The organism is Conyzicola lurida, from assembly GCF_014204935.1.
GTDB classification, from domain to species: domain Bacteria; phylum Actinomycetota; class Actinomycetes; order Actinomycetales; family Microbacteriaceae; genus Conyzicola; species Conyzicola lurida.
In genome coordinates, this window is sequence record NZ_JACHMJ010000001.1 from 1623427 (window position 1) to 1638848 (window position 15422).

The following is a 15422-nucleotide window of genomic DNA, read 5'->3' on the forward strand; positions in this document are numbered from 1 at the left end:
CAACTATCTCAGGCGGCTTCAGGCTCTGGCGCGGATCTTCTCGACGAAGTACTCGTGGAAGCGCGTCTCCCCCGTGATCTCCGGGTGGAACGACGTGCCGAGCAGGTTGCCCTGCTCGACCGCGACGATGCGGCCGTCGTCGAGTGCCGACAGCACGGTGACGCCGTCGCCGACGCTCTCCACCACGGGCGCCCGGATGAACACCGCGTGCACGGGGGTGTCGCCGAGCACCGGGATGTCGAGGTCGGTCTCGAACGAGTCGAGCTGCGATCCGAACGCGTTGCGGCGCACGACGACGTCGAATCCGCCGATGGTCTGCTGGCCGTCGATGGCGTCGAGCACCGAATCCGACAGCATGATGAGACCGGCACAGGTGCCGTAGACGGGCAGGCCGGATGCCACGGCGTTCTTCAGCGGTTCGGCAAGACCGAACAGGCGGCTGAGCTTGTCCATCACGCTCGACTCGCCGCCGGGAATCACCAGTCCGCTGACGCGGTCGAGGTCCTCGGGCCGACGCACGCTGACGGCGTCGACCCCGAGGCCCTCGAACACGGCGAGGTGTTCACGGAAGTCGCCCTGGAGGGCGAGGACTCCGACGGGGCCGAGCGGCCTACCAGCCACGTTCTGCGAGGCGGTGGGGCGCGGCGAGGTCGGCGACGTTGATGCCGACCATGGCCTCGCCGAGTCCGCGCGACGCCTCGGCGATGACGGCCGGGTCGTCGAAGAACGTGGTCGCCTTGACGATGGCCGCGGCACGCTTGGCCGGGTCGCCCGACTTGAAGATTCCCGAGCCGACGAAAACACCGTCGGCACCGAGCTGCATCATCAGGGCGGCGTCGGCGGGAGTCGCGACTCCGCCGGCGGTGAACAGCACGACGGGCAGCTTTCCGGTGCGGGCGATCTCGAGCACGAGCTCGTAGGGTGCCTGCAGGTCCTTCGCGGCCACGTACAGCTCGTCGTGGGTCTTCGCGGAGAGCGCGGCGATCTCGGCCTTGATGGTACGGATGTGCTTGGTCGCCTCGGAGACGTCGCCGGTGCCAGCCTCGCCCTTCGAACGGATCATGGCCGCACCCTCGTTGATGCGGCGCAGGGCCTCGCCGAGGTTCGTCGCACCGCAGACGAAGGGCACGGAGAACTTCCACTTGTCGATGTGGTTGACGTAGTCGGCGGGGCTCAGTACCTCGGACTCGTCGATGTAGTCGACCTTGAGCGCCTCGAGCACCTGCGCCTCGACGAAGTGGCCGATACGGGCCTTCGCCATGACGGGGATGGAGACGGCGGAGATGATGCCGTCGATGAGGTCGGGATCGCTCATGCGCGCGACGCCGCCCTGCGAGCGGATGTCGGCCGGGACGCGCTCGAGGGCCATAACGGCGACCGCTCCGGCATCCTCGGCGATCTTCGCCTGCTCGGCGTTGACGACGTCCATGATGACGCCGCCCTTGAGCATCTCCGCGAGTCCGCGCTTGACGCGGCTCGTGCCCTGCAGTTCGGTCGTTTCGCTAGTGCTCATGATTCCTGATTCTCGTGGTGGCGTGGGGGGGGTGTCTGGCTCGGGTCAGGCCGGCCAGGCGTTCGCGACTTCCTCGCGCACCTCGCCGAGGAGCCGCGGCAGTGCCTTGGTCCCGGCGATGATGGGAAAGAAGTTCGAGTCGTGGTTCCACCGAGGCACGATGTGCTGGTGGAGGTGTTCGGCGATTCCGGCGCCGGCGAGCTGGCCCTGGTTCATTCCGATGTTGTAGCCCTGGGCGTTCGACGTCGCCGTGAGCACGCGCATGGCCTCCTGGGTGAGACTAGCGATTTCCGCGACCTCCTCGGTCGTGGCCTCGTCATACGTCGCAACATGGCGGTAGGGGCAGACCAGCAGGTGTCCGCTGTTGTACGGGAACAGGTTGAGCAGCACGTACGCGTGCTCGCCGCGCTTGACGATGAGCGCTTCCTCGTCGGTCATGCTCGGTGCGACGCAGAACGGGCAGGCGTCGCTGGCCGGCTGCTGCCCGCTCTGGATGTACGCGATGCGGTGCGGAGTCCAGAGGCGCTGGAAGGCGTCGGGGACCGCGGCGAAACCGTCGAGCGACTCGACGTTCTCGTACTCGGTGCCGTCGTAGTCCCGCACTAGACCTGCGCCTTCGTCTCGATCGCTTCGAGGATCCGGCCGATCGCGTCCTCGACCGGGATGCCGTTCTCCTGATGCCCGTCGCGGAAGCGGAAGCTGACGGCGTTGTTCGCGCGGTCGTCTTCGCCGGCGATGAGCTGGAACGGGATCTTCTGCAGTGTCGCGTTGCGGATCTTCTTCGGCATCCGGTCGCTCGACGAATCGAGTTCGACGCGCACGCCCTTCGACTTGAGGGTCGAGAGGATCTCCCACAGATAGTCCTCGTACTGCTCGGCGACGGGGATGCCGACGACCTGAACCGGTGAGAGCCAGACAGGGAACGCGCCGGCGTAGTGCTCGAGCAGGATGGCGAAGAAGCGCTCGATCGAGCCGAGCAACGCACGGTGGATCATGATGGGCTGCTGGCGCGTGCCGTCGGCCGCGGTGTACTGCAGGTTGAAGCGCTCGGGCTGGTTGAAGTCGAGCTGCACCGTCGAGAGCTGCCAGGTGCGGCCGATCGCGTCGCGCGCCTGCACGGAGATCTTCGGGCCGTAGAACGCGGCTCCGCCCGGGTCGGACACGAGCTCGAGTCCGGATTCTTCGCCGACCTGGCGCAGCGTCTCGGTGGCTTCTTCCCACTGCTCGTCGGAGCCGACCGACTTCGCGGGGTCGCGGGTCGACAGCTCGAGATAAAAGTCGTTCAGTCCGTAGCCGCGCAGGGTCTCGAAGACGAACTCGAGCTGGCTCTTGATCTCGTCTTTCACCTGGTCGGGGGTCACGTAGATGTGGGCGTCGTCCTGGGTGAGGCCGCGCACGCGGGTCAGTCCCTGCAGGGTTCCGCTCTTCTCGTACCGGTAGACGGTGCCGAACTCGGCGAGCCGCAGCGGAAGCTCGCGGTAGCTGCGGCCCCGGGCGTCGAAGATCAGGTTGTGGAACGGGCAATTCATCGGCTTCAGGTAGTAGTCCTGGCCCTGCCGGGTGACGTGCCCGTCGGCGTCGGTCTCCTCGTCGAGGTGCATGGCCGGGAACATGCCGTCCTTGTACCACTGGAGGTGGCCGCTGGTCTCGAACAGGGTCCCCTTGGTGATGTGCGGCGAGTAGACCTGCTCGTAGCCGTTCGCGACAAGCCGTTCGCGCATGTAGTTCTCGATCTCGGCACGCACGACGCCACCCTTGGGGTGGAAGACCGCGAGCCCGGAGCCGATCTCGTCGGGGAAGGAGAACAGGTCGAGTTCTTGGCCGAGCTTGCGGTGGTCGCGTTTGGCGGCTTCCTCGAGACGGGCCTGATACTCGCGCAGCTCGTCTTTCGTCGCCCAGGCCGTGCCGTAGATACGCTGCAGCTGCTTGTTCTTCTCCGAGCCGCGCCAGTAGGCGGCGGCGGTGCGCTGCAGTGCCCAGCCGTTGCCGAGCTGGCGGGTGGAGGGAAGGTGCGGTCCGCGGCAGAGGTCGCTCCAGTAGACCTCGCCGGTCTTGGCGTCGACGTTGTCGTAGATGGTGAGCTCGGCGCCGCCGACCTCGACGCTCTCGTTGTCGTCGCCCAGTTCGATCTCCTCGGCCGCGCCGTCGGCACCGCCCTTGAGCCCGATGAGTTCGATCTTGTACGGCTCGTCGGCGAGCTCGACGCGAGCCGCGTCATCCGTCACCACACGACGCTGGAAGCGCTGTCCCTGCTTGACGATGCGCTCCATGGCCTTGTTGATCGCCTTGACGTCGTCCGGCGTGAACGGCGTCTCGACGTCGAAGTCGTAGTAGAAACCGTCGGTGACGGGCGGGCCGATGCCGAGCTTGGCCTCGGGGTTGATCGACTGCACGGCCTGCGCCATCACGTGGGCGGCGGAGTGCCGGAGGATGTTGAGCCCGTCGGGGCTCGAGATCTCGACCGCTTCGACCTCGTCGGTGTCGGTGACCGTGGTCGCCAGATCCCTCAGTTCTCCATTGACGCGCATAGCGACGACGCTGCGCTCGGTGAATAGGTCGAATCCGGTTTTCAGGTCACTCATTCTGACAACTTTAGTGCTGTCGGGCGGCGGCCTCCTGCCGCGTGACGGGATCGGCGCCGTCAGCGGTCGATCGCACCCGCGGCGCGCGCGTCAGCGGTGCGGACGGAGGCGACCGCGGTGTCTTTCTCGGCGGGGCGGGATGCCTGACACGGGTTAAACGACGATGGCCCCGAGGTATTCGGGGCCATCGTCTTTGTGTGAGCGATACTGGGATCGAACCAGCGACCTCTTCCGTGTCAGGGAAGCGCGCTACCGCTGCGCCAATCGCTCATGCTTTTGTACTTGTCTATCTTACGAGGTGAAGACGGGATTCGAACCCGTGTAGACGGCTTTGCAGGCCGCTGCCTAGCCTCTCGGCCACTCCACCAGAGGCGGAAGCCTCCGGCGGACCGACTGCTCCCACTCGAGCGGATGACGAGATTCGAACTCGCGACCCCAACCTTGGCAAGGTTGTGCGCTACCACTGCGCCACATCCGCATTTGCGCGCATTTCTGCGTGCTTTGAAACTATAACCAATAGATTCAAGGCGCGCGAATCCACGACACGCTCACGACACACGATTATCTCCCGGATGCCCCGATTTTCCACGGAATGGCCGGAGAAATTTGTCGGAATAAAGTTTTCCGGCCGTCAATCCCGTGATTTTCGTCGACATATGCAAGACGCGTGACGCGCCCGCGGACGCGTACGGGGTGGTCGAAATCTCCGATATAGTCGTTGTCGCACGTGTGTTCCACGCAGCACGAGGGCGATTGGCGCAGTTGGTAGCGCGCTTCGTTCACACCGAAGAGGTCATCGGTTCGAGTCCGGTATCGCCCACAGAAAACAAGCCCGAGTCCGCCACGGACTCGGGCTTTTCTGTGTCTCGGGCCCCTCCCCTACGATGAGCGCATGACGACGCCCGCGCTCCGCCGCCCCACCGTGCCCGCCCGATTCTTAGGCGGGGTCCGGCTGCTCGGCTCCGGGCTCAGAATGTGGCTGACCGACCCTCGCATCATGTTTATGGGCGCGATTCCCGCACTGATCGTCAGCGCCGTGTATCTGACCGGCATCGTGGTGCTCGTCGTCAACATCGACGGTCTCGCCTCGACCATCACCCCGTTCGCGGACAGCTGGGACGAGGGTGTGAGGACGGTCGTCCGCGCCGCCGCCTCGCTCGCCCTGCTCGCGGCAGCGCTCGTCATCGTGGTCTACACCTTCACCACCATCACCCTCGCGGTCGGCAGCCCGTTCTACGAGCGCATCTCGCGCACGGTAGAGGAGCGGCTGGGCGGCATCGACTCCCCCGTCGAACTGACCTTCTGGCGTGGCGTCGGACGCGGCCTGGTCGACGCGGTCCGCATCCTCGCCACGACGCTGGGCGTCGCGATCGTGCTGCTCGTGCTCGGATTCATCCCCGTCGTCGGGCAGATCCTCGTACCGGTGCTCGGCGCACTCGCCGGCGGCTGGTTCCTCGCGCTCGAGCTCACCGCGTTCTCGTTCGAGGCGCGCGGCTTCACCGGTTCGGCGAAGCGTCGCGCACTCTCCGCCGACCGGGCCCGCTCGCTCGGCCTCGGTGTCGCCACCTACCTGGTGTTCTTCATCCCGTTCGCCGCGGTCGTCATCATGCCCGCCGCGGTCGCCGGCGGCACCATGCTCGCACGCAGCGCGACCACCGCAGGCGACGCGGTCGCGACTACCCCAGCGGGTTGAGAATGCGGTGCAGGAACTGCTTCGTGCGTTCCTGAGTAGGGTCGACGAGGATGTCGGACGGTGCGCCGCGCTCCACGACGACTCCCCCGTCCATAAAGACGACCTCGGTCGCGACCTGGCGGGCGAACGCAAGTTCGTGCGTCACGATCACCATGGTCCACCCCTCCTCGGCGAGCTCCTTGATCACGCCGAGCACCTCGCCCACGAGTTCGGGGTCGAGGGCCGACGTGGGTTCGTCGAACAGCAGGAGGTCGGGCTTCAGCGCGAGCGCGCGCACGATGCCGACGCGCTGCTGCTGGCCGCCCGAGAGTTCGAACGGGTAGGCGTCGCGCTTCTCGCGCAGCCCCACGCGCTCGAGCAGGCGCTCGGCGTCGGCGGTCGCCACGGCCACCGGCACCTTCTGTACCTGCACGGGACCCTCGATGACGTTCTCGAGCACGGTTTTGTGCGGGAACAGGTTGTAGTGCTGGAAGACCATCGCCGACGAGTCGCGCAGCGCGAGGAGGTCGCGCTTCGAGACGGTCGTGGCGAAGTCGATGGTGAGCCCGCTCGCGAATACGACGGTACCGCCGCTCGGCACCTCGAGGCTGTTGAGGCTGCGGAGCACGGTGGTCTTACCCGAACCGGACGGACCGATGAGCGCGACGACCTCTCCCCTGCGCACCTCGAAGTCGATCCCCTTGAGCACCTCGTTGTCGCCGAAGGACTTGCGCAGGCCCCGCACGGTGATGACCGGCTGGGCGGTCGGATCAGTGGGCGACATAGCGGTCCAATCTCTTTTCGAGCGCGTTCTGCCCGCTGGAGAGGGCGAGGCAGATGACCCAGTAGACCACCGCCGCCTCGATGTAGAGCAGCATGAACTCGCTGCTGAAGGTGGCGATCTGCTCCGCCCGCCGGAAGAGCTCGGTCACCAGGATGAGCGACGCGAGCGAGGTGTCCTTCACGAGACTGATGAAGGTGTTGGACAGTGGCGGCACGGAGACCCGGGCTGCCTGCGGGAGGATGATCCGCCGGAGGGTCTGGCCCCGCGACATCCCGATCGTATGTCCCGCCTCCCACTGGCCCACGGGCACGCTGAGAATCGCCGCCCTGATGACCTCTGCGGCGTAGCCGCCCACGTTGAGGGCGAAGGCGATGATCGCGCTCGGCCATGGGTCGATCAGCAGTCCGACGGACGGTAATCCGTAGAAGATCACGAACAGCTGCACGAGCAGCGGCGTGCCGCGGATGATCGAGACGTAGACCCGCGCCGCACCCGACAGCACCCGCACCCGCGAGATGCGGGCGAGGGCGACGCCGAGGGCGATGATGAGCCCGAGCACGAAGCTCGTCAGCGCCAGCGGGATGGTTCCCGTGACCGCGCCGGAGACGATCGGACCGAGGGAACTCCAGACGAGCTCCCACTGGATATCGGTCACTCGGTGACGTCTTCCCCGAAGTACTTCTCGGAGATCACGGCGAGGGTGCCGTCGGCACGCAGCTCGTCGAGGGCGTCGTTCACCGCGTCGTTGAGGGCGGTGGAACCCTTGGCGACGACAAAGGCATTGCGCGAGGGGTCGTCGGTCTCGGCCGCGATCTTGAGGCCGGCTGCACCGTCGGCGTCGGTGGCCTTGTAGTCGAGGAAGGTCAGCTTGTCGTTGACGGTCGCGTCGACGCGGCCCTGCTCGAGCAGCGCGATGGCCTGTGCCCAGCCCTCGACCGCCTCGACGTTGGCGCCGTTCGCCTCTGCGAGCTCGTACCAGTTGCTCGACAGCGACTGTGCGGTGGTCTTGCCCTCGAGGCTGGCCAGCGAGTCGATGTCGGTGTTGTCGTCGCTGACGATGACCACGCCCGGGCTGACGGTGTACGGCTCGGAGAGCTCGTACTTCTCTTCACGCTCGTCGGTGATCGAGACCTGGTTGGCGATGATGTCGAACCGGCCTGCGTCGAGGCCTGCGAAAATCGCGTCCCACTGGGTCTCCTGGAAGTCGGCCTCGACCCCGAGCTTCTCCGCGACCGCCGTGGCGATCTCGACGTCGTACCCGGTGAGGTCGCCCGAGGCGTCGTGGTAGGTGAAGGGGCGGTAGGTGCCCTCGGTCCCGATGGTCAGCGTGCCGGCCTCCTGCACGTCGCTGAGGCTCGTGTCGGTTCCCGTGTCGCCGGACTCGGAGGCGGGCGTCGACGAGCAGCCGACGAGGGCGATGGCCGAGACGGCGAGAATTCCGACGAGGGCGAGGCGAGGCTTGATCATGGTGGTTCCTTTGCTGTGGGATACCCCGCAACGATAGTCCGGATGACGCGGAGAGCACTTTCATGTCGCAGTGTTGCACCGCGGACGCCAAACGGGGGTGCCGCCTCCGAAGAGCCGGCACCCCCGTCGAGTGCTGTGATTGGTCGTGCCTGGCGGTTAGGCCCGAGCGTCGGAGAGGACGTAGCCCTCTTCGCCGTGGACGACCGTGTCGATGCCGGCCACTTCGTCTTCGCTCTTCACGCGGAAGCCCATCGTCTTCTCGATGATGAAACCGATGAGGAAGGCGAGCACGAAGGAGTAGACCAGAACCGACAGGGCGGCAATGAGCTGTACCAGCAGCTGGGTGAACTCGCCGCTGTAGACGAGGCCCGTGCCGTTGGCGAAGAACCCGAGGTACAGGGTTCCGATGAGGCCACCGACGAGGTGGATGCCCACGACGTCGAGCGAGTCGTCGAAGCCGAGCTTGAACTTGAGGTCGATCGCGAGTGCACAGATGGCACCGGCGACGAGACCCAGGAGGATGGCGTAGCCGGGGGTCAGCGAGCCACACGCGGGGGTGATGGCAACGAGACCGGCAACCGCACCGGAGGCCGCACCGACGGAGGTGGGCTTGCCGTCCTTGATCTTCTCGACGAGGAGCCAGGCGAGCAGAGCCGCCGCGGGAGCCGCGATCGTGTTGATGAAGGCCAGAGCCGCGGTGCCGTCTGCAGCGAGCTCGGAGCCGGCGTTGAAGCCGAACCAGCCGAACCAGAGGAGACCGGCGCCGAGGAGGACGAACGGCGGGTTGTGGGGAACGCTGACGCCCTTGGCGAAGCCGACGCGCTTGCCCAGCACGAGGGCGAGAGCGAGAGCGGCGGCACCGGCGTTGATGTGCACGGCGGTTCCACCCGCGAAGTCGATCGTGCCGACGCCGAAGACGTCCTGCAGACCGTGGGTGAGCCATCCGCCGTAGGCGAAGGTTCCGTCTTCGGCGAGACCGAAGTTGAAGACCCAGCTAGCGACGGGGAAGTAGACGACGGTTGCCCAGACGCCGGCGAAGACCATCCACGCGCCGAACTTGGCACGGTCGGCGATTGCACCGGAGACCAGCGCGACGGTGATGATCGCGAAGGTGGCTTGGAAGGCGGCGAACGCGAGCGGCGGGTACGCCGCGCCCTCGGGGACGTCGACGAGGCTGCTCAGTCCGAGGGCGGTGGTGTCGATCGACCAGGGGGCGACCGTACCTTCCGCGCCGGGGAACGTGATCGCGTAGCCGTACAGAACCCACAGAACACCGATAAGTCCCAAAGCGCCGAAGCTCATCATCATCATGCTGATAACGCTCTTGGCCTTGACGAGTCCTCCATAGAAGAACGCGAGACCAGGGGTCATCAGCAGGACGAGAGCCGCACAGATGAGAATGAAGGCGGTATTGCCTTGATCCATTGTCATACCTCTCTTACGTTTGCAAAGGATGCACCGTCGGGGTAACCGCACGCAGGAGCGATACGGGTCATCCGGTACGCAGCCAGTTTGCTGTGGCCAAGTTTCGGGGGCTGTGTTGCCATGTTTCGGTTGTGTTACGCGAATCCCGCGAATGTAAACAACATGTTTCCGACACCTGTCGGGAGCCCGAAGACGCGACGATAAAGTGCGCCGAGAACGCCCAGACGATGCTGAACTGCCGGCCGAAGCGGCAAAACGTGCGTTTGTCTTCCTCTCGAAGAATGCTCTACAAACCCTCGCCCGAGGTCAGTGCGATCATCCGCGAGACCGCGCGCAGGTATTTCTTGCGGTAACCGCCCGCCAGCATGTCCTCGGCGAAGACCTGGTCGAGTGCCGTGCCGCTCGCGAGGATCGGCACCTGGGCGTCGTACAAGCGGTCGATGAACGCGACGAGCCGCAGGGCGTCGGTCTGACTGGTGAGGACGTGCACGTCGGTGAGCGCGACAGCGTCGAGCCCATCGATGAGCGTCACGTAACGCGAGGGGTGCACCTTGGCGAGGTGCGCGAGCACGTCGTCGAACCGGTCCACGGTGAGCGCGCCGCGGAAGCTGTCGACGGCCGCCCGCAGCTCGTCGTCTCCGAGCGTGGTCGCGTGGCCCTCGACGTCGCGGCGCCGGTAGTCGAGACCGTCGATGCGGATCGTGGTGAACTGCGCCGAGAGAGCGTCGATCTCGCGCAGGAAGTCGGCGGCCGCGAATCGCCCCTCGCCGAGCGCGTTGGGTGGCGTGTTCGAGGTGGCGGCAATGCGGGTGCCGGATGCCGCGAGCTCACCGAGCAGCCGGGACATGATCCGCGTGTCCCCCGGGTCGTCCAGCTCGAACTCGTCGATACAGATCAGCGACGCGCCCTTGAGCACGCCGACCGCGCCGGCGTATCCCAGAGCACCGACAAGCGCCGTGTACTCGATGAACGTGCCGAAGTACTTGCGACCGGGTGCCGCGTGCCAGAGAGAGGCGAGGAGGTGGGTCTTGCCGACGCCGAAACCGCCGTCGAGGTAGAGGCCGGGCAGGGTGTCGCGGTTGCGGCGGCGCGAGAACAGGCCGCCCGGCTGCCAGGACGCGACGAACGCGAGGACGGCGGAGACGGCCTCGGCCTGCGACGGGTAGTCGAGATCGGGACGGTAGCTCTCGATCGTGGCGGTGGTGAACTGCCGCGGCGGTACGAGGTGGTTGACCATCTGTTCGCCGGTGAGGCTCGGCAGCCGGTCGACGAGGTGATCGTGGTGACGTGTCGCGTCGCTGCTCATGGCCGCCTTGCTGTATCGGGACAATCGATAGAGGAAACTGTGTCGAAGTCTTACACCCGGCCAGCGCGTTCCAGAACGAGTGCGTATCGTCGAGGTCGCGGCGGCTCGGCTTTCCAGCCTAGACCGCCCGCCGCACAGGATTTTCGCGAGCGAGACCCACACAGGAGGACCCATGGCAGTCGAAACCGACCAGAACCCGAGATTCGCGGAGTACGCCCACCCGGAACGCCTCGTCAGCGGCGACTGGGTCGAGGCCAACCTCGACAACCCCGACGTCGTCGTCGTGGAATCCGACGAAGACGTGCTGCTCTACGAAACCGGCCACATCCGCGGCGCGGTCAAGATCGACTGGCACACCGACCTCAACGACCCGGTGGAACGCGACTACATCGACGGCGCCGCGTTCGCCGCGCTGCTCGGATCCAAGGGCATCTCGCGTGACACCACCGTGGTCATCTACGGCGACAAGAACAACTGGTGGGCGGCCTACGCCCTGTGGGTCTTCACCCTGTTCGGCCACGCCGACGTCCGCCTGCTCGACGGCGGGCGTGCGAAGTGGGAGGCGGAGGGCCGCGAGTACACGACCGACGCCGAGTCGGCGGAGACCGTCGAGTACCCCGTGGTCGAGCGTGACGACTCCGCGATCCGCGCCTACAAGGAGGACGTGCTCGCGCACTTCGGCAACCCGCTCATCGACGTGCGTTCCCCCGAGGAGTTCAGCGGCGACCGCACCACCGCGCCCGCCTACCCCGAAGAGGGAACCCTCCGCGCCGGGCACATCCCGAGCGCCCAGAACGTGCCGTGGGGCAAGGCAGCGGCGGAGGACGGCACCTTCCGTCCGCTCGCCGAGCTGAACGCGCTGTACCGCGACGGTGCCGGCCTCGCCGACGGTGATAACGTGATCGCGTATTGCCGAATCGGTGAGCGCTCGAGCCACACCTGGTTCGTGCTCACCCACCTTCTGGGCTTCGAAGGGGTCCGCAACTATGACGGGTCATGGACCGAGTGGGGTAGCGCGGTGCGCGTCCCCATCGTCAAGGGTGCGGAACCCGGCGTCGCCCCCGCACCACGCTAGGGGAACCGATGACTGAGCCTCTTCCCGACGCTCTCGAACAGATCAAGACGGACTTCCGCGAGCTCGGGCTCAAGGACCGCCTTCAGCTGCTGCTCGAGTTCTCGAACGAGCTGCCCGAGCTGCCCGCGCACTATCTGGAGCACCCGGATCTCCTCGAGCGCGTGGAAGAGTGCCAGTCGCCCGTCTTCATCTTCGTGGAGGTGGACGACAGCGATGTCGTCCACCTGTTCGCGACCGCTCCGAAGGAGTCGCCCACGACCCGCGGGTTCGCGTCCATTCTCGTGCAGGGCCTGGCCGGGCTGACCGTGGCGGAGGTGCTCGCCGTGCCCGACGACTACCCCTCCGACCTCGGGCTCACCGAGGCCGTGAGCCCGCTCCGCATCCGCGGCATGACGGCGCTGCTCGGCCGCACCAAGCGGCAGGTCCGCGAGAAGATCGCCGCGTAGCTACTCGACGTCGTCCGTTGCCTCGGTCGAGATCGTCATCAGGAACGCCGCGATGTCGAGGTTCCAGCGTGGGGCGTCATAGTTCCAGAGCTTGGTGTGCCTCGCGACCGCGAACGCGTCGAACGTGACGATGTCGGGCCGGGCGTCGGCGAGTGCGTGGGACGACGTGGCGGGGACGTACCCGTCGTCGTCGCTGTGCATCAGCAGGATCGGCTGCACCAGCTCGTCGGCCCGTGCGACGAAGTCGAGACGGCGCAGGTCGATCGACTCGGCCTGACCCGTGAGCCGTCGCCCCCACGTGTTGCCAATGACGGCGAGGACCGCCTTGCTGGCCGCGACGGGCAGGCGCATCTCCGCGCCCTGGAAGCCGAGCACACTCGCCCAGTCGATGACCGGCGAATCCAGCACGATTCCCCGGATCAGATCCGCGTGGAGCGACCGCGTCGCGGTCTGCAGAACGATCGCCCCGCCCATCGACCAGCCCATCAGCACGATGTCCGTGGCGCCGCGCTGTCGCGCGAACCTGATGGCCGCGTCGACGTCGCGCCATTCGACGTCGCCGAGTCCGTAGCGGTTGTCCTCGCTGCCCGGAGCGTCCCCGTCGTTGCGGTACGAGACCAGAAGAGAGGTGTAGCCCGCCTCCCGGAACACGGGCACGGCCCGGAGCGTCTCTGACCGGCGCACGGCCCGTCCGTGGACCTGGATCACCCAGCGTCCCGTCTCCTCTTCCGCCGGGATCAGCCACGCGGGGGCGGCTCCGAGTTCGGTGTCGATCGCGACATCCTCGAATTCGTAGCCGAGCTCTTTCGGACCCAGGTAGTACCAGCCGCTGAGCCGTGCCTTGGCGCCGGCACCCAGCACGCCGAAGTCCACCGAGGTGAGCTCGCGGGTGACGGTGGTGGCCGTGCTGTCGACGATCGCCCCGATGCGGGCGTGGCCGTCGCCGCCGTCGAACCAGAGACCGTACCGACCGGGCAGGAGCGAGTCCTTCGTCGCCGTCACCGTGATCGTCGACGGTGCCACCGCGAGGACGCGCAGGTCCTCGTCCTTCGTGCGGGGCGGTGTGACGACCTGTCGGGCCACTTTCACCGTGAGGGCGGCGGCTGCCACCGAAGCGAGCGCGGCTGCGCCGACGACCCCGAGTGCGGCGATCCCGACGATGCGGCCCGCTATCGAGTCAGGTTGCTGTGATGTCGCGATGGAATGCTCCTGACGATTGCGCACGAGGCGGCGGCGTGCCTTCGCCTCAAAAATACCAAGAAAGCCTAATCTTCTGGTGTGCCCGACACACTCTCAGGAAACCCGGTCCCGGCGGACTTCGCAGCCGCCCTCGAGGCCGTTCGACGTGCACAGACCCGTGCCGAGCTCGTCGTGACCGAAATCCCGGCTCCTACCGGGTTGGCCCCGTGGTCGATCGCGCTCGCCGCCGACGTGCGGCCGTCACAGCACTCGACGGACTCCGACTACGGCACCGGTCGCTTCATCCTGCTCTACGACCCGTCGGCTCCTGAGGCGTGGGGCGGCGTCTTCCGCATCGTCTGTTTCGCGCAGGCCCCGCTCGAGACCGACATCGGACTCGACCCCTTCCTGGCCAGCGTCGCCTGGTCGTGGCTGGTCGACGCCCTCGACTCCCGCGACGCCCGCTATACCGCCGCCGCGGGCACTGCGACCCGCATCCTCTCGAGCGGCTTCGGCGAGCTCGAGGAACAGGGCGACGGCGCTCAGATCGAACTGCGCGCCTCCTGGACTCCGCTCGACCACGATGTGACCACACATGTGGAAGGCTGGAGCGAACTATTGTGCATGCTGGCCGGCTTCCCGCCGACAGCCGAAGGAGTGAGCGTGTTGTCAACTCGTCGAGCGTCGCGTGAGTAACGAGACCGAAGAAACCGTCGTCTCGAGCACGGAGCCCGCCGTCCAGGCACCGCACACCGTCGTCGACGTCATCGCGACGCGCGAGGAGTACCTCGCCGCCGTCGACGCGATCGCCGCCGGACACGGCCCGATCGGCATCGACGCCGAGCGCGCCAGCGGGTACCGCTACTCGCAGCGCGCCTATCTCATCCAGATCTACCGCCGCGGTGCCGGAACCTTCCTCTTCGACCCGCCCGCGATCGGCGACTTCAGCGAGCTGAACGACGCGATCAAGGACGAAGAGTGGATCCTGCACGCGGCGAGCCAGGACCTCACCTGCCTGCGCGAGATCGGCCTGAATCCCACCCGCATCTACGACACCGAGCTCGCCGCGCGCCTCGCCGGCCTCCCCCGCGTGGGACTCGGGACCGTCGTCGAAGAGCTGCTCGGCATCCACCTGGCCAAGGAACACTCCGCGGCCGACTGGTCCACCCGGCCGCTCCCCCAGGCCTGGCTCGTCTACGCCGCCCTCGACGTCGAGCTGCTGCCCGACCTCCGCGAGAAGATGGGCGAACTGCTCGAGGCCGACGGAAAGACGTTCATCGCCGACCAGGAGTTCGCCTCCGTCGCCCTGCGCGACTTCACGATCGTGCGGGTCGAACCGTGGCGCCGCCTCAGCGGCCTCGCCTCCATCCGTGGACAGCGCGGCCTCGCCGTCGCCCGCGAACTCTGGGAGGCCCGCGACGAGTACGCCCGCGAGATCGACACGGCGCCCGGCCGTCTGGTCCCGGATGCCGCACTGACGGCGGCCGCCAAGGCGCTGCCCGCGACCAAGCGCGAGCTGTCGGCGATCAAGGAGTTCACCGGCCGCGCGAGCCGCTCGCAGCTCGACCGCTGGTGGGCCGCCATCGAACGCGGCGTCGCCACGACCGATCTGCCCGCCACCCGCGCACCCGGAGAGTCGATCCCCGCTCCGCGCATCTGGTCGGACCGCAACCCCGAGGCCGACAAGCGACTGAAGGCGGCGCGGGCCTCGCTCACCGAGCTGTCGGAGTTCTTCCACATCCCATTGGAGAACCTGCTGACGCCCGACACGCTGCGCCGACTGGCCTGGTCTCCGCCCGCGGAGCTCTCCGTCGAGTCCATCTCCGCGGCGCTCGCCGAATCCGGCGCTCGGCCGTGGCAGATTGACGCAACCGCACAGAAGATCCTCGTTGCCTTTGTCGAAGCCAGCCAAAGCATCGAAGCACCCGAGGAACCCGCTTCGTAGAAACAATCAACGGATTCTCCGGCAAAAT

General features: G+C 66.9%; 15 protein-coding genes and 4 tRNA genes. 6 read left to right on the plus strand and 13 right to left on the minus strand.

The window, feature by feature from the left end; translation table 11 throughout:
* Window positions 1-18 precede the first annotated feature (18 nt).
* The 7 genes from pdxT to HD599_RS07875 form a co-directional block, all read right to left on the minus strand.
* On the minus strand, window positions 19-621 hold the full coding sequence (gene pdxT / locus HD599_RS07845) for a pyridoxal 5'-phosphate synthase glutaminase subunit PdxT (protein ID WP_184235635.1): 603 nt from the start codon (window positions 619-621) through the stop codon (window positions 19-21).
* On the minus strand, window positions 611-1513 hold the full coding sequence (gene pdxS / locus HD599_RS07850) for a pyridoxal 5'-phosphate synthase lyase subunit PdxS (protein ID WP_184235637.1): 903 nt from the start codon (window positions 1511-1513) through the stop codon (window positions 611-613). Before pdxS ends, pdxT begins: the two co-directional genes overlap by 11 nt.
* A 45-nt stretch (window positions 1514-1558) precedes the next feature.
* Window positions 1559-2116 (minus strand): HIT domain-containing protein, encoded by a 558-nt coding sequence (locus tag HD599_RS17965; RefSeq protein WP_184235639.1) that lies wholly within the window; start codon window positions 2114-2116, stop codon window positions 1559-1561.
* Window positions 2116-4095: a threonine--tRNA ligase gene (gene thrS / locus HD599_RS17970; protein ID WP_184235640.1), complete on the minus strand. Its 1980-nt coding sequence runs from the start codon at window positions 4093-4095 to the stop codon at window positions 2116-2118. The genes HD599_RS17965 and thrS overlap by 1 nt, the downstream gene beginning before the upstream one ends.
* A gap of 198 nt (window positions 4096-4293) precedes the next feature.
* A tRNA-Val gene (locus HD599_RS07865) sits at window positions 4294-4365 on the minus strand.
* Between the two features lie 26 nt (window positions 4366-4391).
* Window positions 4392-4462, minus strand: a tRNA-Cys gene (locus HD599_RS07870).
* Window positions 4463-4501: 39 nt separating this feature from the next.
* A tRNA-Gly gene (locus HD599_RS07875) sits at window positions 4502-4573 on the minus strand.
* A 269-nt stretch (window positions 4574-4842) separates the two neighbouring features.
* Here HD599_RS07875 and HD599_RS07880 point away from each other — a divergent pair.
* Window positions 4843-4915 (plus strand) — tRNA-Val (locus HD599_RS07880).
* 72 nt (window positions 4916-4987) lie between these two features.
* Complete coding sequence (locus HD599_RS07885) at window positions 4988-5788, plus strand: EI24 domain-containing protein (RefSeq protein WP_184235642.1); 801 nt, start codon at window positions 4988-4990, stop codon at window positions 5786-5788.
* Here the strand turns inward: HD599_RS07885 and HD599_RS07890 are convergent.
* From HD599_RS07890 to zapE, 5 genes are all read right to left on the minus strand, one after another.
* On the minus strand, window positions 5772-6551 hold the full coding sequence (locus HD599_RS07890; RefSeq protein ID WP_184235644.1) for an amino acid ABC transporter ATP-binding protein: 780 nt from the start codon (window positions 6549-6551) through the stop codon (window positions 5772-5774). The genes HD599_RS07885 and HD599_RS07890 overlap by 17 nt on opposite strands.
* Window positions 6538-7197, minus strand: coding sequence for an ABC transporter permease subunit (locus HD599_RS07895; RefSeq protein WP_184240452.1), 660 nt, complete (start codon window positions 7195-7197; stop codon window positions 6538-6540). Before HD599_RS07895 ends, HD599_RS07890 begins: the two co-directional genes overlap by 14 nt.
* Before the next feature lie 5 nt (window positions 7198-7202).
* Window positions 7203-8018 (minus strand): amino acid ABC transporter substrate-binding protein, encoded by an 816-nt coding sequence (locus tag HD599_RS07900; RefSeq protein ID WP_184235647.1) that lies wholly within the window; start codon window positions 8016-8018, stop codon window positions 7203-7205.
* Window positions 8019-8174: 156 nt separating this feature from the next.
* Complete coding sequence (locus tag HD599_RS07905; protein WP_184235649.1) at window positions 8175-9443, minus strand: ammonium transporter; 1269 nt, start codon at window positions 9441-9443, stop codon at window positions 8175-8177.
* A gap of 286 nt (window positions 9444-9729) precedes the next feature.
* Window positions 9730-10749, minus strand: a complete 1020-nt coding sequence (gene zapE, locus HD599_RS07910; protein ID WP_184235651.1) for a cell division protein ZapE — start codon at window positions 10747-10749, stop codon at window positions 9730-9732.
* A 172-nt stretch (window positions 10750-10921) separates the two neighbouring features.
* On the opposite strand from zapE, the gene HD599_RS07915 reads away from it, so the two are divergent.
* Window positions 10922-11824, plus strand: a complete 903-nt coding sequence (locus HD599_RS07915; protein ID WP_184235655.1) for a sulfurtransferase — start codon at window positions 10922-10924, stop codon at window positions 11822-11824.
* Between the two features lie 8 nt (window positions 11825-11832).
* Window positions 11833-12270, plus strand: coding sequence for a SufE family protein (locus HD599_RS07920; RefSeq protein ID WP_184235658.1), 438 nt, complete (start codon window positions 11833-11835; stop codon window positions 12268-12270).
* On the opposite strand, the gene HD599_RS18320 is transcribed toward HD599_RS07920, so the two are convergent.
* Window positions 12271-13494 (minus strand): alpha/beta hydrolase family protein, encoded by a 1224-nt coding sequence (locus HD599_RS18320; protein ID WP_343061965.1) that lies wholly within the window; start codon window positions 13492-13494, stop codon window positions 12271-12273.
* A gap of 54 nt (window positions 13495-13548) precedes the next feature.
* On the opposite strand from HD599_RS18320, the gene HD599_RS07930 reads away from it, so the two are divergent.
* Window positions 13549-14145, plus strand: a complete 597-nt coding sequence (locus HD599_RS07930) for a DUF3000 family protein (RefSeq protein WP_184235661.1) — start codon at window positions 13549-13551, stop codon at window positions 14143-14145.
* Window positions 14138-15394 carry an HRDC domain-containing protein gene (locus HD599_RS07935; protein ID WP_184235664.1) on the plus strand — a complete coding sequence of 419 codons (1257 nt, stop codon included), beginning with the start codon at window positions 14138-14140 and terminating at the stop codon, window positions 15392-15394. The genes HD599_RS07930 and HD599_RS07935 overlap by 8 nt, the downstream gene beginning before the upstream one ends.
* The last annotated feature ends 28 nt before the right edge of the window (window positions 15395-15422 follow it).